The organism is Atopobium sp. ICM42b (assembly GCA_000564995.1).
In the GTDB taxonomy this organism is placed as follows: Bacteria; Actinomycetota; Coriobacteriia; order Coriobacteriales; family Atopobiaceae; genus Lancefieldella.
Genome location: JDFH01000002.1, coordinates 155752 through 181204, shown reverse-complemented (window position 1 = coordinate 181204; position 25453 = coordinate 155752). Strand labels below are relative to the sequence as shown.

14 protein-coding genes and 1 tRNA gene are annotated in these 25453 nt (G+C 51.7%); 9 read left to right on the top strand and 6 right to left on the bottom strand.

The window, feature by feature from the left end; all coding sequences use genetic code 11:
* Nucleotides 1-212 precede the first annotated feature (212 nt).
* Nucleotides 213-1577, bottom strand: coding sequence for a PFL family protein (locus HMPREF1493_RS00885; RefSeq protein ID WP_035427056.1), 1365 nt, complete (start codon nucleotides 1575-1577; stop codon nucleotides 213-215).
* Nucleotides 1578-1766: 189 nt separating this feature from the next.
* On the opposite strand from HMPREF1493_RS00885, the gene HMPREF1493_RS00880 reads away from it, so the two are divergent.
* Nucleotides 1767-2864, top strand: a complete 1098-nt coding sequence (locus HMPREF1493_RS00880) for a LacI family DNA-binding transcriptional regulator (protein WP_035427053.1) — start codon at nucleotides 1767-1769, stop codon at nucleotides 2862-2864.
* Between the two features lie 645 nt (nucleotides 2865-3509).
* On the top strand, nucleotides 3510-5981 hold the full coding sequence (locus tag HMPREF1493_RS00875) for a phosphoketolase (RefSeq protein WP_035427052.1): 2472 nt from the start codon (nucleotides 3510-3512) through the stop codon (nucleotides 5979-5981).
* Between the two features lie 850 nt (nucleotides 5982-6831).
* Here the strand turns inward: HMPREF1493_RS00875 and HMPREF1493_RS00870 are convergent.
* Complete coding sequence (locus HMPREF1493_RS00870) at nucleotides 6832-8376, bottom strand: Mur ligase family protein (protein WP_051485200.1); 1545 nt, start codon at nucleotides 8374-8376, stop codon at nucleotides 6832-6834.
* Nucleotides 8377-8592: 216 nt separating this feature from the next.
* Here HMPREF1493_RS00870 and HMPREF1493_RS00865 point away from each other — a divergent pair.
* A tRNA-Met gene (locus HMPREF1493_RS00865) sits at nucleotides 8593-8669 on the top strand.
* A gap of 120 nt (nucleotides 8670-8789) precedes the next feature.
* Here the strand turns inward: HMPREF1493_RS00865 and HMPREF1493_RS00860 are convergent.
* Nucleotides 8790-9476, bottom strand: coding sequence for an alpha/beta hydrolase (locus tag HMPREF1493_RS00860; protein WP_035427050.1), 687 nt, complete (start codon nucleotides 9474-9476; stop codon nucleotides 8790-8792).
* 247 nt (nucleotides 9477-9723) lie between these two features.
* Here HMPREF1493_RS00860 and HMPREF1493_RS00855 point away from each other — a divergent pair, with 247 nt between their 5' ends.
* The 3 genes from HMPREF1493_RS00855 to HMPREF1493_RS00845 are packed head-to-tail and all read left to right on the top strand — an operon-like array spanning nucleotide 9724 to nucleotide 12650.
* The gene (locus HMPREF1493_RS00855; RefSeq protein WP_035427047.1) at nucleotides 9724-10785 is read left to right on the top strand and encodes a FecCD family ABC transporter permease; all 1062 of its coding nucleotides are present in this window, start codon (nucleotides 9724-9726) and stop codon (nucleotides 10783-10785) included.
* Nucleotide 10786: 1 nt separating this feature from the next.
* Nucleotides 10787-11548 carry an ABC transporter ATP-binding protein gene (locus HMPREF1493_RS00850; RefSeq protein WP_035427046.1) on the top strand — a complete coding sequence of 254 codons (762 nt, stop codon included), beginning with the start codon at nucleotides 10787-10789 and terminating at the stop codon, nucleotides 11546-11548.
* A gap of 40 nt (nucleotides 11549-11588) precedes the next feature.
* Nucleotides 11589-12650: an ABC transporter substrate-binding protein gene (locus HMPREF1493_RS00845; RefSeq protein ID WP_198013745.1), complete on the top strand. Its 1062-nt coding sequence runs from the start codon at nucleotides 11589-11591 to the stop codon at nucleotides 12648-12650.
* Between the two features lie 87 nt (nucleotides 12651-12737).
* On the opposite strand, the gene HMPREF1493_RS00840 is transcribed toward HMPREF1493_RS00845, so the two are convergent.
* Entirely contained in the window at nucleotides 12738-13178 is a 441-nt protein-coding gene (locus tag HMPREF1493_RS00840; RefSeq protein WP_035427043.1) for a hypothetical protein, read from the bottom strand.
* Nucleotides 13168-13560, bottom strand: coding sequence for a hypothetical protein (locus HMPREF1493_RS00835; protein ID WP_035427041.1), 393 nt, complete (start codon nucleotides 13558-13560; stop codon nucleotides 13168-13170). The genes HMPREF1493_RS00840 and HMPREF1493_RS00835 overlap by 11 nt, the downstream gene beginning before the upstream one ends.
* Nucleotides 13561-13751: 191 nt before the next feature.
* On the opposite strand from HMPREF1493_RS00835, the gene HMPREF1493_RS00830 reads away from it, so the two are divergent.
* Nucleotides 13752-14687 (top strand): TDT family transporter, encoded by a 936-nt coding sequence (locus HMPREF1493_RS00830; RefSeq protein ID WP_035427039.1) that lies wholly within the window; start codon nucleotides 13752-13754, stop codon nucleotides 14685-14687.
* A gap of 136 nt (nucleotides 14688-14823) precedes the next feature.
* On the opposite strand, the gene HMPREF1493_RS00825 is transcribed toward HMPREF1493_RS00830, so the two are convergent.
* The gene (locus HMPREF1493_RS00825) at nucleotides 14824-16272 is read right to left on the bottom strand and encodes a HEPN domain-containing protein (RefSeq protein ID WP_035427037.1); all 1449 of its coding nucleotides are present in this window, start codon (nucleotides 16270-16272) and stop codon (nucleotides 14824-14826) included.
* An 898-nt stretch (nucleotides 16273-17170) separates the two neighbouring features.
* Between HMPREF1493_RS00825 and HMPREF1493_RS06805 the strand changes: the two genes are divergently transcribed.
* Both HMPREF1493_RS06805 and HMPREF1493_RS00805 read left to right on the top strand, forming a co-directional pair.
* Nucleotides 17171-20200: a hypothetical protein gene (locus HMPREF1493_RS06805; protein WP_051485199.1), complete on the top strand. Its 3030-nt coding sequence runs from the start codon at nucleotides 17171-17173 to the stop codon at nucleotides 20198-20200.
* A gap of 2 nt (nucleotides 20201-20202) precedes the next feature.
* A complete protein-coding gene (locus HMPREF1493_RS00805; RefSeq protein ID WP_035427029.1) occupies nucleotides 20203-25452 on the top strand; it encodes a DEAD/DEAH box helicase family protein in 5250 nt (1749 codons plus the stop codon).
* Nucleotide 25453 lies beyond the last annotated feature (1 nt).

The window sequence follows — 25453 nt, the reverse complement described above, 5'->3', positions numbered from 1 at the left end:
ATAAATTTAGTATCTACGGAACACACCTAAGTCGGATATTCTGCTCATTGCGGGCATATTACACACCTAATGACGATAATCTGCATGTTTGTGGCTTTCTGCGTCATGTATACGTCTTTTTAACAGATTATCCGACTTAGGTGTGTTTTGAACTGCCTCCTATTTCTCGTGTCCAAGAAATGGGAGGCAGTTCAGAAGTGGAGGCTCTCTTTCTAGTTCTTGAGTGAATTAAGCGGAGCGGGAAAGCGACCGCCTCGGTGGGCAAGCACCGTACCCGCAAACTGGTTGACCGGCATGATGGGCGCGGATCCAAAGAGGCCACCAAACTCCAGGACGTCGCCCTCGTTGTAACCGATAGCTGGGATAACACGGACCGCCGTGGTCTTGGTGTTGATGACGCCAATAGCCATCTCATCTGCGATGATGCCCGCAATGGTTTCCACGGAGGAATCGCCAGGAATAGCAATCATGTCCAAGCCAACGGAGCACACTGAGGTCATTGCCTCGAGTTTCTCGAGCGAGAGCGCACCGTCTTGAGCTGCGCGAATCATGCCTGCATCCTCGGAGACCGGGATGAATGCGCCGGACAGGCCGCCAACGCTTGACGACGCCATGACGCCGCCCTTTTTGACAGCGTCATTGAGCAGGGCAAGTGCGCAGGTGGTTCCGGGGCCGCCGCATTCGCCAACGCCGATGAGCTCCAGAATCTTAGCGACGGAATCGCCAGCTGCAGGGGTAGGTGCAAGACTCAGGTCTACGATGCCCTTCTCGACACCTAGACGCCTTGAAGCCTCGCGGCTCATCAGCTCGCCTGCGCGGGTAATCTTAAATGCGGTCTGCTTGATCTTCTCGGCAACGTCCATGAGGTTTGCGGAGTCGGGAAGTTCAGCGAGGGCTGCAGCCATGACACCAGGACCAGAAACACCCACGTTAATGACGGCGTCTGCCTCTCCGCTGCCGTGGACCGCGCCGGCCATGAAGGGGGAGTCCTCCACCATGTTGGCAAAAACGACCAGCTTAGCGGCACCGTAGCACTGAATGTCGGTGGTGCGACGAGCGGCTTCGAGCACGGTTTTGGCCATGAGCAGGACAGCGTCCATGTTGATGCCCGCGCGCGTAGAAGCGACGTTTACCGAGGAACAGACGCGCGACGTGGTGGCCAACGCCTCGGGGATGGATGCGATGAGTCGGCGGTCGGCGTCGCCAAGGCCCTTGTGGACCAGTGCCGAGAAGCCACCCAAAAAGTCGATACCTAGTGTCTCGGCCGCACGGTCCAGTGTGTGGGCCAGCGGGGTCAGGTCTTGCGCCGAGGTACATGCCGCAATCTGTGCGATTGGCGTGACGGAAACGCGCTTGTTGGCAATAGGGATGCCGTACTCGCGCTCCAGGTCCTCGGCCACGGACACCAGGTGTTCGGCCTTGCGCGTGATGCGGTCGTAGACCTTCTGGCACATGCGATCCAGGTCCTCGTCTGCGCAGCTATTGAGCGAGATGCCCATCGTGATGGTGCGCAGGTCAAGGTTTTGCTCGCTGACCATGGCGAGGGTTTCGGCGATTTCCTGTGGAGTAATGTTCATGCGCGTCCTCTCGGAATGCGGTTGTCGTGCGAGCGCCGGGGCGCAGGTGCAGCTTGCGTGCGGTATCGGGGTCCAGGTGCGGTTGTCGTGTGGAGACAAGGCTTGGCTTTTGGCGGACGACCAGCCGCAGGGGTTTCTCGACTATTATACTTAAGCAACAACGACAAACGGGGCAAGTTGCGAGGTAACGTGGCAGAAAAAGTCACCCTAAAAACGATTGCGCGCGAGGTGGGGCTGTCGCCCGCCACGGTTTCGCTGGTGCTGAACGGCCGGCCGGTGCGCGTGAGCGACGAGAACCGCCGTCGCATCCTCGACGTTGCCCGTCGCGAGCACTACATTCCCAACCAGATCGCACGAAGCCTGGTCACGCAGCATACGCAGACGCTGGGGCTGATCGTGCCGAATATCGAGAGCCGGTTTTTCTCGTCGTTTGCAAAGATGCTGGAGATGAAGTGCCGCCGTCGCGGATACGCGCTGTTCATCACTAACTCGGATAACAGCACGTCAAACGATGCGGACCTTGTGCGACTGCTGGTCAATCGCGGCGCCGACGGCATCTTTATCATCACGTCCGACGAGGTAGAAGCCTCAAAGCAGCTCATCGCCGACTTGGAGCAGCTGCCCGTGCCGTACGTCATGGTGGACCGAACCATCGACGCGCTCGACTGCGACAAAGTCACGTTCAACAACGAGCTTGGCGGCTATCTGGCCACAAAATACCTGCTAGATCACGGTCATCGCCGGATCGCGTGCATGGTCAACACCGCCTCCAACACCGGCTGCGCGCGCCTCAATGGTTACGTTCGCGCTCTTGGCGAGAAGGGCCTGGAGCTGGATCAGTCGCTTGTACTGACCAGTGATTATTACATTCCTGATGCGTATCTTGCAGCTCAGCAGCTGATTCGCGTGAAAGCTACCGCGGTTGTTGCGACGTCGGACAACATTGCGTTGGGCTTGCTGCGCTATCTTTACGAGCGTGGCTTGCATGTTCCCCGCGACTATTCTGTTGTCGGATACGATAACAGCATTTCAGACGCACTGTTTGAGCCAGCGCTGACCTCGATTGAGCAAAATGTTGATGAGCTTTCTGACGCCGCGCTTTCGATTATGTTTCGTCGTCTGGGCGAGCATGGGGCGGATGTTGGCGCCGCAGGTTATGTTGCTGCGAAGGGTGACGAAGCAGGTCAGAAAAACGCAGATGATACGGTGGACGATAGCACTTCAATCCAAATAATCCTTGAGCCGCGCATGATTGAGAAGAATAGCGTGCGTGTTTTGGGTCGCTAATCAAAATTCTGCATAATTACACTATTAAATTCATTTCTATGAATACGTAATTTTTGGCCTCAAAATTATGTGCCGAAAAAGGTAAAAAACCCGTTTAGTTGGAAATGAAAAATGAAAATTAGCTGATTTATCTCCAACTAAGACGATTTTTTACCGCACCAAAAACTTTTATCTGGCCAAACGTTGTATGCAGAAAAATGAAATCTCCAACTAAACGCATTTTTTACCACTTGGGCACCATTTTGGGCAAATTTCGGCATCGTGGGTACTGTTGGGTACTGTTGGGGGATCGTTTTGCTGATCGAAAGACGCCTTAAAAGCCTCCCCAGAAAGAATTTTCCAGAAATCTCATCTTGATAAAACGTTTTATCACTTAGAGTAGTATTTGAAACATAGCCGAAGCATCATACTGTTATGTATGTGTTGTTATGTTCGCTCTAGCTCTCGTCGCAAGGCGGGAATGTCCGCTCTAAAAGCGGTGTACCTGCGCAGAAATGCGCACGTACTTTGCGTGCACAGCACAAAATGTGGCTACACGTACGCTTTCACGGACGGCGAACAAAACAAACGCTCAGGTGATGGAAGCAACGAGGTTGCCTAACCTGCGTAAACGCGCAGGCGGCAGCCCAAGAAAAGGAGGAGCACATGGCTCAGCCCGTGTACGGCACACCTTGGCAGACCCTGAATCAGCCTGTATCTGAGGACGAGCTTGCCGGCGTCGATAGGTATTGGCGCGCAGCTAACTACCTGTCTGTTGGTCAGATTTATCTTCGCAGCAACCCTCTTATGAAGGACGGTTTCTCTCGCGAGGACGTTAAGCATCGCCTGGTTGGCCACTGGGGAACCACCCCAGGCCTGAACTTCCTGTTTGGCCACGTCAACCGCTTCATCCGCGACCATAACCAGAACACCATCTTCCTCATGGGCCCTGGTCACGGTGGACCTGCAGGTACCGCACAGTCCCTGCTCGACGGCACTTATCGCGAGACCTACCCATTCATCACCGACGATGAAGAGGGCCTCCAGAAGTTCTTCCGCCGCTTCTCTTACCCAGGCGGAATTCCTTCCCACTACGCACCTGAGACTCCAGGCTCCATCCATGAGGGCGGCGAGCTGGGCTACACTCTGTCCCACGCTTACGGCGCTGTCCTGGACAACCCATCCCTGCTGGCAGTCGCTGTTGTCGGCGACGGCGAGGCAGAGACCGGCCCACTTGCAACTTCTTGGCAGACCAACAAGTTCATGGACCCACTGACCGATGGTATCGTTCTTCCAATCTTGCACCTCAACGGCTACAAGATTGCTAACCCAACCATCCTTGCTCGTATTTCCGACGGTGAGCGCGACGAGTTCTTCCGCGGCATGGGCTACCACCCTTACAACTTTGTTGCAGGCTTTGACGATGAGGACCACGCATCCATCCACCGTCGTTTCGCAGCTCTTCTCGAGGCTGTCTTCAACGAGATCTGCGCTATCAAGAGTCGCGCAGCCGCAGGTGACGCATCCCGTCCTTACTACCCAATGATCATCTTCCGCACCCCTAAGGGTTGGACTTGCCCTCCTTACATTGACGGCAAGAAGACCGAGGGCTCTTGGCGCGCACACCAGGTTCCACTGGCATCCGCTCGCGACACCGAGGCTCACTTCCAGGTCCTTCGCGACTGGATGGGCTCCTACAAGCCAGAGACTCTCTTCACCGAGAAGGGCGCAATCCGTCCAGAGGTTACCGCTTTCATGCCTAAGGGTGACCTCCGCCTCGGCGCTAACCCTAACGCAAACGGTGGCGCAATCCGCCGCAACCTCGTCCTTCCTGACGCAAAGAAGTACGAGATCCCAGTTGCCGAGAAGGGCCACGGCTTTGGTGCCACTGAGGCAACGCGCGTTCTTGGCGAGTACACCGCTGAGCTCATCAACAGCAACCGCTCCGAGTTCCGTATCTTTGGACCTGACGAGACCGCTTCCAACCGTCTGCAGCCTTCCTTCCAGGTAACCGACAAGCAGTGGTTCGGCGGCTTCAACGACGACTTTGAGAACGACGAGCACATCTCCCCAGTTGGTAACGTTATCGAGCAGCTTTCCGAGCACCAGTGTGAGGGCCTGCTTGAGGGCTACACTCTGACCGGCCGCCACGGTATCTGGTCCAGCTACGAGTCATTCGTTCACATCATTGACTCCATGATCAACCAGCACGCTAAGTGGCTTGAGGCTACCGTCCGCCACATTCCATGGCGCAAGCCTATCTCCGCTCTCAACCTGGTCCTTTCCAGCCACGTTTGGCGCCAGGACCACAACGGATTCTCTCACCAGGATCCTGGTTTTGTTGACATCATGCTCAACAAGAGCTTCAACAACGATCACATCACCAACATCTACTTCCCAGCAGACGCTAACCTCCTGCTTGCGGTTGGCGAGAAGTGCTACACCTCCACAAACTGCATCAACGCAATCTTCGCTGGTAAGCAGCCTGCTCCAACGTGGGTAACCCTCGACGAGGCTCGTGAGGAGCTTGCAGCTGGTGCTAAGGAGTGGAAGTGGGCTTCCAACGCTGAGGCTGGCGAGGAGGACATTGTTCTCGCGTCCTGCGGCGACGTCCCAACTCAGGAGCTCCTGGCAGCCCTTGACATGCTTGGCAAGCTGGGCATCAAGGCCCGCTTCGTCAACGTTGTTGACCTGCTCAAGATTCAGAACGCTTCCGAGAACGACGAGGCTCTCTCCGATGAGGAGTTCACCAAGCTCTTCTCCGCAGACAAGCCAGTTCTCTTCGCGTTCCACGCTTACGCTGGTTCTGTCCGCCGCCTGATTTGGGACCGTCCAAACCACGACAACTTCAACGTTCATGGCTACGAGGAGCAGGGTTCCACCACAACTCCTTACGACATGCTGCGCCTGAACAACATGGACCGTTGGGCACTTGCTGCTGACGCTCTCCGCATGATTGACGCTCAGAAGTGGGCAGATCAGATTGACGAGTGGGAGAAGTTCCGCACCGAGGCCTTCGAGTTTGCTGTCGAGAAGGGCTATGATCACCCAGCATTCACCGACTGGTCTTGGCCAGACGCTTCCGATGCTGATCAGGCTATCTCCGCAACTCAGGCAACCGCCGGCGACAACGAGTAACACGTCGCGACCGCGAGCGCCGCACGGCGCAACCGCGCTAGCTGCGAGCGACGTGCGTGCTACGTACGAGCCGCGAGCGCCGCGCGTGCTAGCTGCGCAAACGTGCCTTCCGCCCGGTATCCACTTCGTGTGGGTACCGGGTTTTCTTGTGCAAAAGCGCTGCTAGCAGACGGGGTTTCTCGCCAGGCGGGCGGCGCGCGCGGTGTGCGTTCAATGCGCCCGGGTATGCGCTCGACGCGCGCCTGATTTCTGCAAAGAATCTGTAAATTCTGCCTGAAAACGTAAAAGAAACTGTGGATTTGCCTGATTTCGTCAAAGAATCTGTATCTGAAATACAGATTCTTTGCACTTTTCAGGCGCGCTTTGAAGTATGTCCGAAGCTGATTTCGAAAGCCCCTTCATGAGAGCTCTCATGGAGCCTGATTCTCTCGCCTTGTTTGAGTAATTTGGGACGTAACTGCGCCCGCGCACCCAGGTGGTAAAAAATGCGTTTAGTTGGGGAATACAGGTTTCTGCATACAACGTTTCCCCAGATAAAAGTTTTTGAGGCGGTAAAAAATCGTCTTAGTTGGGGATAAATCGACCAATTTTAAGTTTTCATCCCCAACTAAACGCATTTTTTACCTTTTTCGGCACATAATTTTGAGGTCAAAAATTACGTATTCATAAGAATGCATTTTATTACACAAATATGCAGAAATCTGATTAGCGAACTAAAGAACGCACACTATTCTTCTCAATCATGCGCGGCTCAAGGATTATCTGGATCGAAGCACCATCGTCCACCAACTCACCTGCGCTTTTCTGACCCGCTCCGTCAACCTTTGCAGCGACACCCGCGTCGCCGCCGTTACTCGCGGTCCGTACGGCCAGCACGCTCGTCCAGCTTGGCGCGGACAGCGGCCTTGAACGCGGCAGCATCCGTCATCCACGGAACGTGCTTGCCGCCGATAATGTTGAACGGCTCGTCTCCCTTAGCCAGCAGATACACCAGCACCGGGCGAGGGTCGTCGTAAGCTGCGGAAACTGCCTCGTAAATGGCGTCATAGCGGTCAAGGATAATCTTGTGCGCGGCGCCCTCAGGCGTGGCCTCGGCCATCTGCGCGCAAATCACCGCAGGATCTTCCATGTTGCAGTCCTCGGTGGTGTAAATCATCAGGTCCGCCCACTTGGCCGCTTCTTCAGGCAGCTCCTGGCGACGGTTGTACGCCTTACCGCCTACGGCTCCCATGACTACATAGCGGCCATAACCAGGGAATTCCTTGGACGTTGACGAGAAAAGCTTCTGGTAGGAAAGCTTGTTGTGGGCGTAGTCGACCAAGCCCGTGACCTTGTTATCGGGCGAGCTCAGCAGCTCCATGCGACCTGGCACCTTAACGTTCATCAAAGGAAGCACAGCGTCCTTCTCGCGAATGCCCAGGTAGTCGGCAACGGTGATTGCCGCAAGAGCATTCTCCACGTTAAAGAGGCCGGACATAGGCAGCGCGGCGGCGCTGGTCCAGGTTGGCGCGTGTACGGTAAACGTGACCATGCCCTGGTGAGGGGTAATGTCGTCCGCCCAAACGGTAGCGTCGGAATCGGTTGTAGAGAAAGTTAAGACCTTCTCGCACCTCTGTGCCCGCTTCATGACCTGGTCAAACATCATGGTGTTCTTGTTGATGACGGCCACGCGAGCAAGATCAAAAATCTTCAACTTGCTCTCAAAGTAATCTTCAAAAGTAGGGTGTTCAACAGGGGAAATGTGATCGGTTCCAATGTTTAGGAACACCGCGACGCTCAGATTGAGGCCAACCGTACGGTCGTACTTGAGTCCCTGGCTGGAAATCTCCATGTCAACGTAGGGGAGGCCAGCGTCCGCGGCGTGCTTGAGATGGCGCCACAGCTCAGGAGCCTCGGGCGTGGTGTTGTGCGCCGGCTGAGTGTCTTTGCCGTCAAACACCTCAATACCGCCAATCACGCCGCACTTGGAGTACGGCTCGTCGCCGTCAAGAATAGCGCGCAGCATATACGAGCAGGTAGACTTGCCTTTTGTACCCGTAATGCCGATGGTGGTGAGCTTCTTGTCGGGATGTCCCGCAACGCCTGCGGCCGCGTAGGCCATGGCAAGGCGCACGTCATGCACGCAAATAGCGGCTACGTTTGGCGCCACTGACTGCAGATCTTCCGCAAGCGACTGCTGGCAGAGGTACGCAACAGCCCCAGCCTCCACCGCGCTTGCCAGATACGCTGGCGAGAAGTGCGCACCCTTGCAGACAAACAGCGAGCCAGGGGTGACCTCACGAGAATCGCTTGCAACATCGGTAAGCTGTACGTTTTGATCCACCGCGTCAAGATTCGCGGTGGTGTACTCGATGTTCTTGCTGGTAAAGAGCGCCAGGAGCTCGTGTAATGTCATCCTCAAAAGTCCTTCTATAGCTGTTTGGCGCAAGCACAGCGCCCCAAAGACAGTATAAATAGTTTAGCCGTCTGACCCCACTTGTGCTGGCGACAGTGCAACTTTCTTGGCTTTTGTACGCAAGCCTTATACCTTTATGGCGAGAAAATCGTCAATCTTGCTTGACGTAGAGAGTGCTGCGAGGTATAGTACTTGTTCGCGCATAAGCGCATGCATTGCGGGGTGGAGCAGTCTGGTAGCTCGTCGGGCTCATAACCCGAAGGTCGTAGGTTCAAATCCTGCCCCCGCGACCATAAGAATTTCAAGCCCGCCCTCGGCGGGTTTTTTGTTAGCAATCACCACCGCTCAGACGGCTGTTTTAGCAGGCAGTTGGGCAAGCCATCAACGCTGCATCCGCACAGGAAAACGGTCCTTTACGCATCAAATCCAAACTGCAGCAATCGTTGCAACCTCAGCTCAAGACCCTTGTGATGATCGTAAGAATCCAGCATACGTTGATACTTCGGGGCAGTAGGAGCCAGCTTTTCTACCAGCACATCTGTTGTCTGCCTCACTGAGCGCAGGGGCTCAGGATGGTTTTTACCTTCGTTTTCACCACTAGCAATACACCAGCGAATGTCCGAACGCACATGGCTTGTATTAAAAGTTTCAACAAAATTAGGGAACCACGTGCTTGGGCTTGCCAGAAGATACTGGTCAAAGCGGCAGGTAGTCTGCATCTCAAAGAGGCTGCACAGACCCGACAAAGAGTAGCCTAGCAAGGTAAGAGGACATGTATCCTCTGCGGTATGAGTAGCAAGAGCAGCGTACTTCTCGACAGCAGGAAGTACAACGTCAGAAAGAAATTCTCTTCCAAATCCTCCAAAATTAGGAGCTTCTGTTCGCACGCTTGCCGCTGGCCAAGGGGAATAGCAATCTTGATTAGACGGCGCGGTAATGACAAGGCATTGGGGGAGCTTGGTCGCGTCAAGTTTCCCGGAAGCAAGAAGCGCAGCTATCTTGGGCATCAGCAGGGAACCATGGAGAACAACAAGGAGACCAGGAACCGCGGAGCGTTCTCCGATAGTGATTGTATTGTCTGGCAGAGCTGATAAATCCATGAAGTTCCTCGTCTGACCTCGTCTGTTATTGCCTGTTGGTGCCGGCGTCGTCTCGCAGTAGCCGCCTCGCGGAGAGCATCCCACAGAGGGATGTAGGTATTTTAAGCATTTCTCAACTCGCAGTCTTCTCACAACTCAAAATGTAAGATATAGTTAACTTTCAAAAAAATTCCGCTGCTTCTGTGTAACGTGCATTGTACGTTGTACGTTGCGCGCAAAAAGCAGCGTCACTTTAGAGGGGTATCGTATGATAAGAAAAGCCGGGCCGTTCCGTCTTTTCATGGGAGTTCTCGTCGCAATTCTGGCGGCGAGCATCGTAATAACTTCAACGATGGGTGCCATCGGCGTGTCTTTGCAAGACGCATACGCCGTTTTGATGCATCATCTTTTTAACATGCCACTGCCGGAGGCTCTAGCAGCCGGAGGACCTGTCGAGAAGGTCGTCTGGTCGCTACGTTTTCCTCGCATCATCTTGGGAGTGGTAGCCGGAGCTGGCCTTGCGCTTGCGGGCGTTGTCATGCAGGCATCAGTTCAAAACACCTTGGCGGAACCGTATATTTTGGGCATTTCATCAGGAGCTTCGTGTGGAGCAACCTGTGCCATCATGCTTGGAGCTGGCGCGGTAAACATTGTGGGACTTTCTTCGGTTCCGCTGTTCTCGTTTATTGGCTCAACAATTGCCACGATTGGCGTTCTGTTGCTGGCATCTACCGGCGGACATATGACATCATCAAAGCTTGTCCTCTCGGGCATGATTTTGAACGCCCTGTTCACGGCGCTGTCTAATTTCATCATTACAATCGCAGCCAACGCCGAGGGCATGATGGATCTGAAGTTTTGGACCATGGGTTCCTTGGCACGAGCAAGCTGGGGAAATGTTGGCGTTTCTGTTGTCGTAGTACTTCTCGTCAGCGTGTTTTTCCTCACGCAGTTCCGCTCCCTTAACGTGTTGTTGATGGGAGACGAGGCCGCTACAACGCTTGGTCTCAACACCAATTTGTGCAGGTGGGCATACTTGACCATTTCCGCACTCATGGTTGGCACGCTTGTTTCATCAGTGGGAACCATCGGTTTTGTTGGCCTTATCATTCCGCATATTGCGCGCTCGTTTGTTGGGTCCGATCACCGAAGACTGGTGCCAACTGCGCTGGTACTGGGAGCTATTTTTATTCTCTGGGCAGATGCCTGTGCTCGTACCGTCCTAGGCAACGCCGAAGTTCCTATTGGCATTCTGACCGCTGTTGTAGGCGCACCATTCTTTGTCTACATCATGGTTGCCCGCAACTACAGCTTTAGGGATGGTGAGTAACATGCGTCTTGAAGTGCAAAATGTTTCGGTCACCATTCACAACAAGCCGATTGTAAAGGACGTCTCGCTTAACGTGGCAGACGGCGAGTTTGTGGGCATTCTGGGTCCCAATGGATCGGGCAAGTCCACGCTTTTGCGTGCGATTTACGGCCTTGGTCGGAGCTATGATGGCCAGATTTTGTGGGACGGACGAGACGCCACTGAGATATCGCGACGTGACTTTGCCCGCAAAGTTGCAGTTGTAAGCCAGTTTAACTCGCTGTCCTTTGACTTTACCGTTCGCGAGATTGTGTCGCTGGGACGCAGTCCTCATCAGTCGGCGCTGTCAAAAGAATCCGATCACGACGAGTCAATCGTTTCTGACGTTATTCAGAAAGTTGGCCTTTCTCGCTTTGAAGACCGCTCTTTTGCCACGCTTTCAGGTGGCGAGAAACAACGTGTCATGTTGGCTCGTGCGTTGGCTCAAGAACCAGAGTTTCTGGTGCTTGATGAGCCTACTAATCACCTGGATATTACGTACCAGATTGATATTTTGCGCCTTGTTCGCAATCTTGGTATCAGCTGCCTGGCTGTTTTGCATGACATTGTGATGGCAGCTCATTATGTCGACCGCCTGTATTTCTTAAAAGAGGGGACTATTGTTTCTGAGGGAACACCTGAGGACATTGTGACCCCTGAGCTGCTTGCTGATGTGTATGGCGTTGAGGGTGCAGTGAGGCCATCAACTGCTGGAAACGGTATCAGCATTGATTACGTGTATTAATCGCCTGTTGAGTATCAACAGATGAATGAAAGGATATCCGATGGATTCTCGTGTAAGTTCAAATCTCTTTACGAGAAGGAATTTTTTGAGCATTGCGGCAGGGTTTGCTGCAACTGCTGCTGGACTGAGTCTTACTGCGTGCAACAATGCACCGTCTAGCCCATCTACCCCTGCTACAGAAGAAAAGAAATCAGCCAATACAAGCTATCCCGTATCGTTCAAGCTCTATGACGGTGACGGCAATGAGTTTGAGGCAAAGTTTGATAAGGCTCCTGAGAGTGTTGTTACCTTGACAGACTCCGCAGCCGAGATTCTGCTGCGTCTGGGCCTTGGTTCCAAGATTATTGGCACTATCAAGCCTGATGCGCCAATGCCTTCAGACATTGCTGACGAGTATGCGAAAATCAAGCAGCTGGGCGATAAGAAGAGCCTCTCGCGCGAGGTTGTTGTTGCCGCTAATCCAAACCTTATTGTGGGACGCTCACGCCTCTTTACTTCAAAGGACCAGACTTCTCCAAAGGACTACGCTGACCTGGGAATTTCTGTCTATACACAGCTGGCATCTTCTGAGCAGGGCGATCCAACGCTTGCCGGAATTATCTCTGATATTAAGAACCTCGGATCTATTTTTGACGTTCAGAGCAATGCCGACACCTATACCGCTGACCTGCAGAAGCGCCTTGATGCCATTAACGAGCGCGTTAAAGCACACGAGAAAGACGCAAAGAAGACCGTGCTGGTTATGGCTAACCTCAAGGACGGCACGTTTGGTCTCTTTGGCGGTAGCGAGAAGAGCCTTGAGTTTACTATCATCGACCAGCTTGGAGCTACTCCTGCTACAACCCAGTCTGCAAACGGCCTGACGTATGAGAATCTGATTAAGTTCAACCCTGACGTCATTATTTACGTCACCGCAGAGCGCAACAAGGCAACTGACGCCGCAGCTAAAGACACCCTCCTGGGCGAGAGCTCCCTGCAGAACGTCCCAGCTATTGCCAACAAGAGCATCGTAGAGATTCCATACTCAGAGTACATCGATTACTCGCCACGCGCATTCGATTCTGCCGAGAAGATCCTTGAGGCTCTGTATCCACAGAAATAGACGTATTTAAAGATACGGCACCATTTGAACATGCGTACTGCAGAGACCAAGCAGGAACTTTGTTTCCTGCTTGGTCTTTTCAAAGTTTTAGTTGCCTGATATGTTACTAAAGATTAAAGCACCACCAACCGCTGCAATTCCTGCAATTCGTAGAACTGGAACCTGGATCTCAATCCAAATACATCCGAAAAGAAAAAGCACCAAGACTATAGGAAGAATAAAGACTAGAAGTCGATGACATCTTTCGACTTCATATGTCCCCCAAATTAAGCGAAAGATTCCATATAAGATAACAGCGCAGAGAATCGTCAATATGACAAACCATATGAAGTATTGAGTCCAATCGCCTTGTAATAGGATGTCGACGTATTTCTGTCCTACTACGCTTTGGTTAAATGTACGTAGGGTTATCAGGTAGATTATCGCAATGATTGCGTATACTATCACACCACCTATTGCGAATTTTACTTGATTATCTTCCCACTGTTCTTTCAGTATTTCTGATACTTCTGAGAGCTTACTTTCCATGTTTCTCCTCATTGACATCCATCTGGGTTTTTTTGTTCTCACAGTAGTCATCATAGATAATATGTTTTTCGATAACTGAGTTATAGGCGTCCCAAAGAATAAAAAAAACTCCGACGGCAATGATTAAATAGCCTAAAAGAATGGTAAGGACAATCGTGCAAATAGTTGATATTTCGAAAAATTCAACAGCTCTATTCATGAACTGCAATAAACCGCCTACAATACCGCTGGTTAAAGTGACAAAGACCCACCAATAGAGTTTTGATGCAATCATTTCGAGTGTGCGATCTGCTGAACGTATTTTACGCCCTTCAGTCAGCAAGTCGTCATCGTTAAGTGTCCGTAGGTGTTCAAGGTATTTTAGGTATCCGTAATCTTTCATTTCACTACCTTCTAAAAATACTATGATTCTTTAAAAGTATAATATATTCATAATTATTTATAAATCATAGTAATTGATACTTCATAATTTCTTGATAGATATATGTATGTATCATTTTGTTTCCTGCTTGGTCTTATCTATATACTATTGAAAGCGGCAAAAGAAATTCCTAAACAGACAGAAGAGTCCTTATGAACTATGTCCAAAAAGTTCCCGTTGCTATTTGTGGTGTTGCATTAGGTTTTGCGGCACTTGGAAATCTTTTTAAGGCTTCTTTTGAAGGTCTTTATCTCGCCTGCGGCATACTCTCTATTGCTCTTTTGGCTCTCTATACCCTCAAATTTATGGTGTCGACCAAAGTTGTATTGCGAGAGCTTTCAGATCCAATTGGACTTTCAGTTGCTGCAACATATCCGATGGCAGTTATGCTGATTTCGGTGTATTTGAAGGCTGATATTGGTGATGCAGCACAATTATTTTGGTTTGCAGGAATTGCGTTGCATATACTGTGCATAGCTTTCTTTACTTCTCGATATATTGCAAAATTTAATTGGGAGAATGTGCACGCCAGCTGGTTCATTGTGTATGTAGGCATTGTTGTTGCAAGTGTTACAGCGCCGGCGTTCAACTTTGAAACAAGTGTTGGCACGGTTGCATTTTGGTTTGGATTTATCTGCCTTGTGGTGCTTTTGATAGTTGTAAGCATAAAGTATGTTAAATATGGACCAGTACCTGATTCTGTTGAGTCACTCGCTTGCATTTATGCAGCTCCAACAAGTCTTTGTGTTGCAGGATATATTCAATCTATTACGCCAAAGTCTGTACCGTTTCTTTTGGTTATGCTGGCAATCGCTTCAATTATTTATGTAGTTTCTTTTGTGTGGTGCATCAGGTGTCTTACAAAACCATTCTTTCCCAGTCATGCCGCGTTTACTTTCCCTTTTGTAATTTGTATCGTTGCGCGTACGCAGACGTCAGCATACCTGACTGAACTCGGTCAGCCTCTTCAATGGCTCGACGGAATAGCTACTGTTGAAACGGTACTTGCAGCAGGACTTTGTATTGTTGTGCTTGTACGCTTACTTGCATTTGTGCGTAATCAGACTTTGGTGTGCTGCCATAAATAGCGTTGTGTCAATAGTTTTACGCCCTCAACTATTTATATAAGGTCTGCTTTGTACAAAACAAATTCGATATTTTGACGTTTTCCTGTTTAACTTTATGTATGTACCTATTTGGTGCAAAGTCGTTTAATTCTTTTACTTAGTTGGGTTTGTTTTGATTAACCGAGTACATTTTTCTTGCATATTGATGAATTTCTGTATGACAGAAAAGAGATGTTTGGAAGCACTTGAGGATGGTTTCTGGAGCTATACCCAAGTGCAGCATAATTGCGCCGTAGCAAAGAACCTTAGTTGCCATGATAAGGGAATAAAGTTCTTCATCAGAAATCATATTTGATTTTTCCAATTCTGATGTTTGATGTATATAGGCATTGCGACTTCTGCGAAGATCTTTAAGGAAACGAGTTTTATCAGGAATAATGTAGTCGGCAAATGGACCTAGTTTTTTTACGAGAGAGTTTGCATAGTAGTTAGCTGGAGGGATGTTGTTATTAACCTTTTGAAGAATCCAGCGGATATCTTCATCATCCTCAAAGCACTTCTCTATCTGAGCTTTAATTCTTTGAAGCCGATTATTTGCTATATCTTGAGTCTTTTCTCCTACGCGGGAAATGGCTTCAAAGGCACCTGAAACCGTAGTAAACATTGGATTAAGCCAGTTGATTTTACTATTGTTGTGGATGCCAATTAGTGTTAGCGCAGCACGCTTTGCATCACCATCTAGGTGTAGCCAACTTTCTAAGAAGTTTGTATGCAATTGTGAAACAAAGCTATAGGGTAGAGGCATGTGATCCAATTGGGCTTCACTAGGTTTTTCCTCTCCTATTATCAAAGGGAGGTAGTAGAGTGCATTTAAACCATCCTCTGTTTTAATTTCTATCTCGTCGATAGAGCATCTAAATCCCATACAAAAAGTGAGCATTTGCCACACTGGATAAACCCACCGATTCATAGCGGTATTAAGTGGTGTTGTGTGATCAGCGAGTTCAATGTGCAGATACACATCACTTCTTATACTAAATTCCTGTAAAGGGATATGACCACCTTTTTCGATCAGTACTGGTTGTAGGGATATGTCTACGTTTTCGTTTTTAAATAGGGGCAATTTCTCAAAATCATTGATGCACCAAGTTCCGCTGGTGCTTATCCATTCATTATTTTCGAATGTGCTTGTGATGTTGTTAAAGTCTGCTCCTGTCCAGTTCCAGAGACCAGAGACTTGAAGTGTTAAACTCTGGACATTTGGATTTGGTGAAATAAAGTCAGTCTTACATACCAATGCAGAGGTGGCTGTCAGATTTTCCCGTTTGGTCCCTGGTGATGAAAATCCGGGACCAGGTGTTGATAATTCTGTAAGGGTAATTCGTTCACCCGTTTGACAAAGACCAAAGGCCTCGGGTGCCTCGATTGGATCAGTTCCGTATGTGATCACCCCATTAACGGGAGGTTTTTCAAGAAGGCATCCTATAGGAATAGTGAGTTCAAGCCTTTTTCCGGTAAAGCGGGCGGTTCCTTGAACTCCTTCGTCGGGAGAGCTGGTGTTTTTGTTCAATATCCAAAGTGCTGATGAAAAATCCCTACTCTTCAATTTGCCTTAGCATCTCCTGTCATCTGAGCTAATGTATCGTTTTTCTAATGGTGAAATCTATATATATATTTAGTTATATTTACCCATAAACTAGGTATATAAGCTGGAGTTCTTAGAGTCATATACATAAGTATGCTCGAGAAAATTAAGAAGAAAGAGCAGTTAACAGTGGAATCCAATGGACAGCATACTATATGTTCTGGCTTTATCGAGAGCTTTGACTTACGGTATCCAACACGGATTCTAGAGACACTTCTTCAAGATTGTACTACCGGTCGCAATATTATCTGGGTAGATAACGAATATGAAGTACTCGGTGAAGGATATATGGGTGACGACGAGATTACTGTCGCGAAGATCACCGGTCTCTCCTCAGGTTTTCTAAAGCTACGCACAATTATTCTTTCCATAAGTGATAAGACGACAATAATACGACCTACAATTTCATACCGCACATACTAGTCACTCATAGAAACTCCTCTGGAATTGTCGCAAGCGACTTGCATGTTTTCGGCATTAAGGGAAGGTTTCCAACCTCTCTACCCACTCCATTTTTAAGCGCCCAATGTCAAAATCATCAGCTGAAATGCATTAATTTATCGACCATTCCAATGGAAGTACATCGGCGGCGAGATGCTTTGGTCGTAAAATGTTTATATTGCATTTTGATACCTACCGAAAGGGTAGATCATGGAATACAGCGAGCTCGTCACCCAGGATGCATCAGAGGCGGAGATTCAGCGATTTCTTTTAGATAGAGAGCAGATCGCCTTTACGGTTCGTATTTCGAAAAACCTAAAAAGGCTGCTTCTGATGTCGCCAGCATGAGAGGTATGAGTTTTTCAGCGTTTGTTCGCAATTGTATGATCAAAGAACTCTCAAAAAGAAGCTGATAGCGATGGAAAACTTGCGAAACAAGGCGAAGCAGCTTGCAGAAATGCCGCTCGATGACACGAATATAAGCGTCCGACTCACCCGGTCCCTGTCAAGAGCCGGCTACAAGACGCTTGAAGAGGCTTTCGACGAAGACGAGTCTATAATTAAAGACGTTGTTGGCAAGGCCTTCAGCGAGTTCACAAAACTCGCCGATGCCTACTTTGACGATCCTATGCGCTTCGTGTCGCTCATGTCTCAGGAACGCCAAAAGCCTGTAGAACACTCTATCCAATCCGCACCGGAGAAAACAAACAAGACAGCGCCTAAACGGGTTGACAGAAAATCGTGGGATTGCAGGTACAACTACGTCCATGAGTCTTCTTTAAGTACTCCTCATGGCGAATTTCTGAAGTCGAACCAGCAAAAAGCAAAGGCTGTGTTTGACGACTTATGCGACCGCTACGATACAGTACTGGTCCACCAAGCGTTCCCGGCATTCTCAGTCGAGCTCGAGGATATTAGAGAATCATTCCTGAAGCTCTTTTCGGGTTACAAAGCCCATCCCGGAAAGGTCCTCGACATTTCCGAGCAGTTCCTCCCCGATCTCTTCCTTATCTTTGTGGCAGATCTCGCCAGGGACTCCTTCGCTGATGACAACCTGTGGGGCAACTTCTCAAAAACTTTGCCCTTGAGCCAAAACATCCTAAACGACTTAAAGAGACGATTTGTCTACTTACTCAAAAAACGAGGCATGCCCTTGTACGCCCAAGGAGAAGCTGCTGCCTACTACTTCTACACGGCACTGCTGCACGGCGGTCTTTCTGGAGAGTCTTGGGAAGACCTGTGGAAGTGTTCCCTCATGCCCCTGGCAAAAGAATTGAGGAGCGGCTCCGTCGGGTTCGGTGGTGAAATCGACGGAAACGCAATTTTAAAAGAGCTGAAGCGTGATGGCGGTAAGTACGCCCCGAAAAAAGAATCCGTAATCAGAATCTTACAGAAGGCTCCCGACTTCACAATCGCCCCTCTTTTTGAAGCCGCGCTTAAGGCGGCAGCGCAGATCGAGACAAACAGGCTCTCCAGGAGCGAATATGTCCTCATGGAAAGCTTTAACCTCCCAGAGGCCGCAATCGTCACGCTACACGAAGTGGCAGAGAAGAAATCTAGTAGCAGCTCAAGTGCAGCTCGCGGTGCCAGCAGAGGACAAGCAAATACTCTGAAACAGTATGTCAGCCTGCCTTCCGCCGACCTCTGCCTCAATCTCGAGCAAGGTGTCGTCTCGGTTAAGTGGGCGAAGAAGCAATACCCACCCACCTTCCTTGGAGACAAAATCGACTTCTACATCGGCGGCGTCAAGCTCCACGAGCAGCGCTTCGAGATGAAGCTGAACAAGTGCATCCTCGACGACGTGGAAATCGTAGTTCAGCCCCAGGCAAGATATGATCTCGAGCTGCGACTCATGAAGCGAACTGAGGGGGATGGGTGCTCCTTCGAGCAGAAGAGCTCGCTTGAGCAGTCCTTCCAGCAAAGTAAGCCTGGATGCTTTGAGTTCATCCGCGGCATCGATGGAACTTACCACCTCCGAAGCCGAAACGACAAAATCACGAGATGCAGGCGCATCGCCTACGTGTTGAAAGACGGCTTTTACATCGTCTCGGGAACGGGAATGACCCCGGTTGAAAAGTATGAGTCTGGCGAAGACTGGAGCGGAACGTCCGTATTCGTTTACGACGTCGATCCGGGAGCTTCGGGCTCAATCTTCAAGAAGATGTGCGCAAAGGACGACGAAGAGGTCGCCGTCTGGAAGGAGTCCTACCGCGTCCACATCAACAAGCACCGAATCATCGGCGAGACGCTCGGAGGCCTCGACCTGTTCGGCTACGTGTATTGCAGAGACGGAGACAACGCCGGCTTGCCTAAAATCACCATCGAGGCCGCCGACGGCGAGACTGCATTCAGGGACCTTGACATCATATGCACTTGCAACGGAGAACCTTTCTACGTACCACGCGAAGTGGTTTGGGAAGACGACTTCGGCGCCTCGAGGACTAGAAAGATTGCTCTGCCTCTTGAGCGCGCTTCAAGGATTAACTGGCATTCGGAGGAGGTTGAGATTGTCGCCCGACAAATCTCGGATGGCGGCAAGGTCGTATTTAGGTACCGTTTCGCGATTGTTCCGATACAACAGTTCAGACTCGTTGAGGCGCATGCCGAAAATGGCATCGTGGTCGCTAGCTACTCCTTCAACTCAAGGCTCAACATCAGGGTCACTGATCCCGATGGAACAGTGACGGAAGTTCGCGCTCGAGGGGACTACTCCAAGAGGATGCTGCTCAAAGACGAGTTCCTTCCCCTCACGATTGAGTCCGAGGACGGATCGCGCCGCGTAGACGCAAAACTCGCGCTCGCCGCTTTAGACGTGAGCATCCCCGAGGAAATTGCCGCAATCTCGCGGAAACGTCCCGTCTGCCTTGCTGACGCCATCTCGCTAGGAACTAGCAAGGGGGAAATCACCATTCGGGCTACCGGATGGAGATACAACAGGGTCATCTACGTTCTTGCCGGCCTCAATGCGATATGCATCAAGGAGTTGAAGCAGCCAGCCGTGATTTCCTTCAACCTGTTCGCTGCCCCAAAGATGTTCGTCCCTAACAGCACCGAACCAAGGGACATTAACATGATGCTCTCAGTAGGCTACGGAGACAAGGAGACTCCCGGCGGTGTCGCGTTGGCTTGGACCGACGCGCAGTTGCTCAGGTGCATGGAGGGCATAGGCGTTAAGGACTACCAACTGGTGTCCAGGGACGGGTCCCTCTACCTCAGATTCGACAAGCCGGTCCTTAGCAATGCTAGTGTTCTGTTTAAGCGCACCGGGCGTCGTGCGAAGGACTTGGTTGAGGTTCTGCTCGCCAAGGACTCATCCGAGCTGACGATTCCGGATGAAGTCGCGTATTTGATTCGCACCCAAAAAGAAGTCACAGCGGTCTTCGCTCCCAAGCCGAGAATGGGAAAACCGCGCTATGAGTATTCATTTGAAGTTCCACTGAAAGGTTAGCCATGTCAGAGAAGAAGCAGTTCAATCCCATTAAAACTGCGAGGACCATAGAGGATCTGTATCGCGAGTACATAGCGACCACGATCCATTTCGCAGACCCTGACCTTCAGTCCCAGCTGGAGACAATCCTCGGAAAAAGGAGATTTCTCGCCAAAGGCCCGTTTCTCGAGGCCGCTCCTCCGTACAGGCTTGCGTCTAGCGTGAGACAGCTCGTCGACGAAGGCGTACTTTGCGAGAGCATGCTAAAGCTCGGCGGCTTCGACGCGGACAGGCCTCTCTACGTACATCAGGAGCGCGCGATCAGGAAGGCCGTCAGCGGTCGAAACTATGCAGTGGTCACCGGTACCGGTTCAGGCAAGACCGAGTCCTTCCTGTTTCCTATTGTGAACGACATTTTAGCGGAGTTCGAGGAAAAGGGACCATCCAGCGGCATCAGGGCCATGATTCTCTATCCCATGAATGCCTTGGCAAACGACCAGCTCAAGCGACTGAGGCAGCTTCTTGCCGGTACGGACATCACCTTCGGTCGCTACACCGGAGACACGGAAACCTCTCCGGAAAAGGCAATCAAGAAGTGGGAGAGCGAGAACCCTGGCCAGGAAAAGCTCCGCAACGAGATCATCTCGCGTGAGTCAATTCGTGAAAACCCGCCCAACATCCTCCTGACCAACTACTCGATGCTCGAGTACTTGCTCCTGCGTCCCGATGATGCCCCTCTGTTCGGAAGCGTTTTCGGTGCCAACTGGCGCCATATCGCAATCGACGAGGCCCATATCTACACCGGCGCGCTTGGTACCGAGATCGCGTACCTTATCAGAAGGCTCAAAGCCCGAATTGCGTCCGAGGTTGGATCTATGCCGAAGCTCCATTGCTACGCCACATCTGCGACCATCGGCTCCGACGAGGATGTGCCGAACGTGGCGAAATTCGCCCAAGAACTGTTCGGCGAGCCGTTCTCGTCGGACCCGTCCAACCTTGATGTCATTACCAGTGAGAAGGACTCTCCCGTGTCCGCGCTCGACGACTCCCCGTGGGGAGCCCTGCCCCTTCAAGTCTGGAAGCAGCTCCGCGAATGCATAGGATACAATCCTGACGAAATGAGAAGCCTTCTTACCGACGTGTTGAAGTCGGCCATCCCGTCCGAGAAACTGCAGATTTTGGCCGACTTCGAGTCACCTCTGCTAGGCCTAGGCAAAATACTCCTTGGCGAGGCCTCCACCATGGCGCTCGTAAGAACTATGTCCGAGGCCCTTCTCGACCTTACGGATATCGACGAGATGAAAAGCATAGGGATTAAGGGGATGAACGGGTCGGACGACGACATCGAGGTCCTGTCCTCGATGGTGGAGGTTCTCTCCTGGGCGCAAAGGTCAGAAGACGTCCCCATTCTGACAAGCCGCTACCACTCATTCCTGAGGGCGCCCGAGGGCATATTCCTGAACCTGAGGGACAGGAAGCTCATCGAACATAAAACGACGGTCGAAAGGTCGCCCGAGGGCTACGAGGTCCCAGTCTACGAGACGTCGGTATGCCGTCATTGTGGCCAGGCTTACGTCCTGGGACAGGAGGCATCCATAAGCGATACCAACCCGAACCCATGGCTCAATCCGAAGCATCAGGGGACGAACGCTGACGATGAGTTTATTCCCCGTGACTACTATCGATTGATTCCACAAGGCGAAGAGGCGGACCCGGACGAGACCGTCCAGTGGCTCTGCCCTACCTGCGGCTCCATCGGCATGGAAAAAGACGATATCGGGCATAGGTTCGAACACGAAGCATGCGAACGAATCCCCATCGCTTACAACAGCGCCAGCGAAGATGACGCGAGATGCAATCATTGCGGCTACACGAGCCGTGTCGCGATTCAGCCAATGAGAGTGTCGCCCGAAGCGGCTGGAAGCGTCGTGTGCTACGACCTCGTCAGAGACATCCCGTCCTTCAAGGCCGGATCCGAGCCCAAGCAGAAAGGAAGGTTTGCCAAAGCCGAAAAGAAGCATGGCGGAAACGTCATCTGCTTCTCCGACAAGCGCCAAGACGCTGCGTTCTTCGCGCCTGCTATGAAGCGTACTTACGGAAACATCACCATCCGACAGCTTATCCGCGAGGCCGTCGAAGCCAAGTCTCCGTCTGGCGAGGGCTGCTCTCCTACCCAGGTGTGCAACTGGATTGCCGAAACGGGCTTCAAGCGATACTCCGGCTTCATGGGCGTCGGCTCAAAGGAAGACCAGGCCTTGGCCTGGGTAATCGACGAGCTGATGGCTGAGGATTCCAGGAACAGTCTGGAAGGCCTCGGCGTCGTGAGAGTCGAGCCAACCTCTTTTGTCGACGACCTCGAGGATGAAAACATTGCAGGAGTACTCGAGGAGGATGTCTTCAATCTCTCCGGCGAGTTCCCATGGCTCACCATCTTCGACTACAGGCTTTTCCTGGTCATGAGCCTGGAAACGCTTCGCGAGAGGGGTGCCATCGAGGTGCCCGTCGGAGTCAACAAGTATCGCACTAACCACCTCGCCCGCGCGAACGACGTCGTTTACGGCGGTGAAGGCGCCGGCAAAAACGACATCAAGTTCGTGGGAAGCACCTCTGCCACCATCGACAACAAGAGGGCGACTTTCATCAGGAAGTATGCGCGCAGGGTCTATGGCGTCGAAGTCTCTAGAGAGCAGGTTCGAACGATACTGAAGAAACTCTTCGATTTCCTGACCGATTACCTCTCCTTACACTTCGAAGCAGAGGGATACATGGTCGGAAACAAAGATCGATTCCAGCTGAACAAGGACATCTGGAAGATGTATCCGCACAAGGACAGCGACGTGGTTTTCCGATGCGACACCTGCGGCTGCGAGTCGCATTTCGACACGAACGGCGTGTGCATGACGAACAAGTGTGAAGGGCGCCTGGAGAGGATGACTTTCGCCGAGGCTAAGGCAAAGGACCGTTTCTACAAGGAGGTCTACTGCGAGGAAGCTCTTCCAATCGAGATTGAAGAGCACACTGCACAGCTCTCGTCCGAGAGAGCGAGGCTTGTCCAGAGCAGGTTCATCGAGGGCGACGTGAACGTTCTCTCCTGCACTACCACTTTCGAACTCGGCGTCGACGTCGGTGACTTGAGGGCCATCTTCATGAGGAACGTTCCGCCGTCTACCGCGAACTACACTCAGAGGGCCGGTCGAGTGGGACGTCGCGCGGGAATGCCAGGCTACGCCCTCACCTTCTGCAGGCTCCGTCCGCACGACATCGCTCATTTCAACGATCCGAGGAGAATCATCGCCGGAGACACCTGGGTTCCGTACTGCTACATGGAGAACACGGAGATCGCCATCAGGCACATCTTCGCAGTGGCCATGTCCGAGTTCTTCCGCCACATGCGAGATGATGAGGGTCAGGACTACTCTCTCGTTTACGATGACTTTATGTCCCTCAAGGATGACGAGCCTCGCGGTCTCAAGCAGCTCTCAAGCTTTCTGGAGGACCACCCGGAGACCATCTCCCGCCAGTTGGAAGTCATCTTCCCTTCTGGTGGAAGCGTTTCCGAAAGCCTGGGCGTCAACGATTGGAGTTGGATCAAGGAGCTCGTCTCCGCCGAGTTTGGCCGACTAACCAGGACCCACGGCATCAAAAGGTCGGACTTCTTGCGCATTGAGGATGCTCTTGGAAAATCCACCGACAGCTTCGAGCGCAGCAAGCTCGAAAAGTCCAAGGGAGCTCTCGAGAAGGAGAAGACCATCTCCATACTCGCGGAGAACGGTATCCTCCCGAAATATGGTTTTCCGACCGATTTGGTAGAGCTTCACCTCGGAGAGTTTGATCATAGTAAAAAGGAGGAGAGTCTCCGGCTTCAAAGGGGTCTCAGGCAAGCGATTAGCGAGTACGCCCCTGGTTCGGAGATCGTCGCAGGCGGCAAGCTTTGGCGTTCTACCGGAATCCGCAAGAAGAAGGGGCACGAGCTGATCACGCGCTCCTTCGGAAAATGCGAATGCGGCGCTTTCGTATGGCCAATCGACAACCTCAGTTACGAGGGCGAGTGCCCCGTATGCCACAAGACTGTCCAATTGCGCAAGAAAATGCTCATCCCTTCGCTTGGCTTCGAAGGGGAGGAGATGGAGAAAGGTATCGGACTCAGGAAGCCTCGATTCACGGGCTACTCAAAGATCTATTTTAGCCAGCACTCCATCAACGAGGTCTCACCCTCAAGCTACTCTTTCCCCGGCGGAACCGTCGAGGCCAGGTTTTCAGGCAATGGACAGCTTTGTGCGGTGAACAGTAATGGCAAAGCCGGATTCCAAATCTGCCAGTACTGCGGCGCAGCAGCAGGTTTCAAGGAAGACGTCGTACACGCGACGTATTGCAAGAAGGACAATCCCGTCCCTTCGTATAACCGCATAGACGCCCTCGGAACCGCTTTCGTTAGCGATGTGATTGAACTGGTGCTCGACATCGACGGCGCTCCTGCTGCCGACGAATATGGCTGGGAGTCAGTCATGTGGGCCATCTTCACAGCTGCTGCCAAGCTGCTAGACATTCCTCAGACGGAGCTCGGCGGAACCCTGTACGAGAACGACCACGGAACGATGTCTCTGCTCATCTACGATGACGTCCCGGGAGGAGCGGGCCATGCAAGGCAGTTGAGTGAGATGGTCGAAAAGCTCATCCAAGCAGCTTACGATGTCGTGGACGGACATTGCGGTTGCGGAGAGGAGACCTGCTGCTACGGATGTATCGCGAACTACTACAACCAATCGAAGCAGGCTGACCTGTCTCGCGGCGCTGCAAAGCAAATCCTCGGCACACTACTTTCGAGTCGAGGGGGTCAAGTAGAGGCAAGCACCAAAGATGAACGCCCCTCGGACGCAGAGGAAAAATCTCTAGATGTCATTGAGAGCCGAGGGATTGAAGTGTGCCCGGAGTTCACTAACGTCGACTACTCCTCTACTGGAATGCAACGCATCTGCGAAGATGCCCAAGCGGGATCCGAGGACGGGCAGCGATTGCTGGCAGAGCTTGCCAAGATTTGTGGTGACGAGTTCGAGGAGCTTCCAGAGCCCAATGTCGTTTTCGGCTTCTTGGATGACGAGTTCGTCGCACTGCTCGCTTGGGAGGGCCGTCGAGTCGCGGTAATCGAACAGTCGGAGTTCGACCACATCCTCGAAGTGACTGGCAGAAAGTCCGCAGAGATATCTGGATGGACTCTCGCGCTGGCCGAGCAAACGACATCAAACGAACTGATTGAAATACTTAAGGAAGGATAGA

What these genes read in the sequence shown, in the direction of transcription:
- HMPREF1493_RS00885 (WP_035427056.1), bottom strand. Translation starts at nt 1,577, where the DNA reads ATGAACATTACTCCACAGGAAATCGCCGAAACCCTCGCCATGGTCAGC.
- HMPREF1493_RS00875 (WP_035427052.1), top strand. Translation starts at nt 3,510, where the DNA reads ATGGCTCAGCCCGTGTACGGCACACCTTGGCAGACCCTGAATCAGCCT.
- HMPREF1493_RS00870 (WP_051485200.1), bottom strand. Translation starts at nt 8,376, where the DNA reads ATGACATTACACGAGCTCCTGGCGCTCTTTACCAGCAAGAACATCGAG.
- HMPREF1493_RS00860 (WP_035427050.1), bottom strand. Translation starts at nt 9,476, where the DNA reads ATGGATTTATCAGCTCTGCCAGACAATACAATCACTATCGGAGAACGC.
- HMPREF1493_RS00855 (WP_035427047.1), top strand. Translation starts at nt 9,724, where the DNA reads ATGATAAGAAAAGCCGGGCCGTTCCGTCTTTTCATGGGAGTTCTCGTC.
- HMPREF1493_RS00850 (WP_035427046.1), top strand. Translation starts at nt 10,787, where the DNA reads ATGCGTCTTGAAGTGCAAAATGTTTCGGTCACCATTCACAACAAGCCG.
- HMPREF1493_RS00845 (WP_198013745.1), top strand. Translation starts at nt 11,589, where the DNA reads ATGGATTCTCGTGTAAGTTCAAATCTCTTTACGAGAAGGAATTTTTTG.
- HMPREF1493_RS00840 (WP_035427043.1), bottom strand. Translation starts at nt 13,178, where the DNA reads ATGGAAAGTAAGCTCTCAGAAGTATCAGAAATACTGAAAGAACAGTGG.
- HMPREF1493_RS00835 (WP_035427041.1), bottom strand. Translation starts at nt 13,560, where the DNA reads ATGAAAGATTACGGATACCTAAAATACCTTGAACACCTACGGACACTT.
- HMPREF1493_RS00830 (WP_035427039.1), top strand. Translation starts at nt 13,752, where the DNA reads ATGAACTATGTCCAAAAAGTTCCCGTTGCTATTTGTGGTGTTGCATTA.
- HMPREF1493_RS06805 (WP_051485199.1), top strand. Translation starts at nt 17,171, where the DNA reads ATGGAAAACTTGCGAAACAAGGCGAAGCAGCTTGCAGAAATGCCGCTC.
- HMPREF1493_RS00805 (WP_035427029.1), top strand. Translation starts at nt 20,203, where the DNA reads ATGTCAGAGAAGAAGCAGTTCAATCCCATTAAAACTGCGAGGACCATA.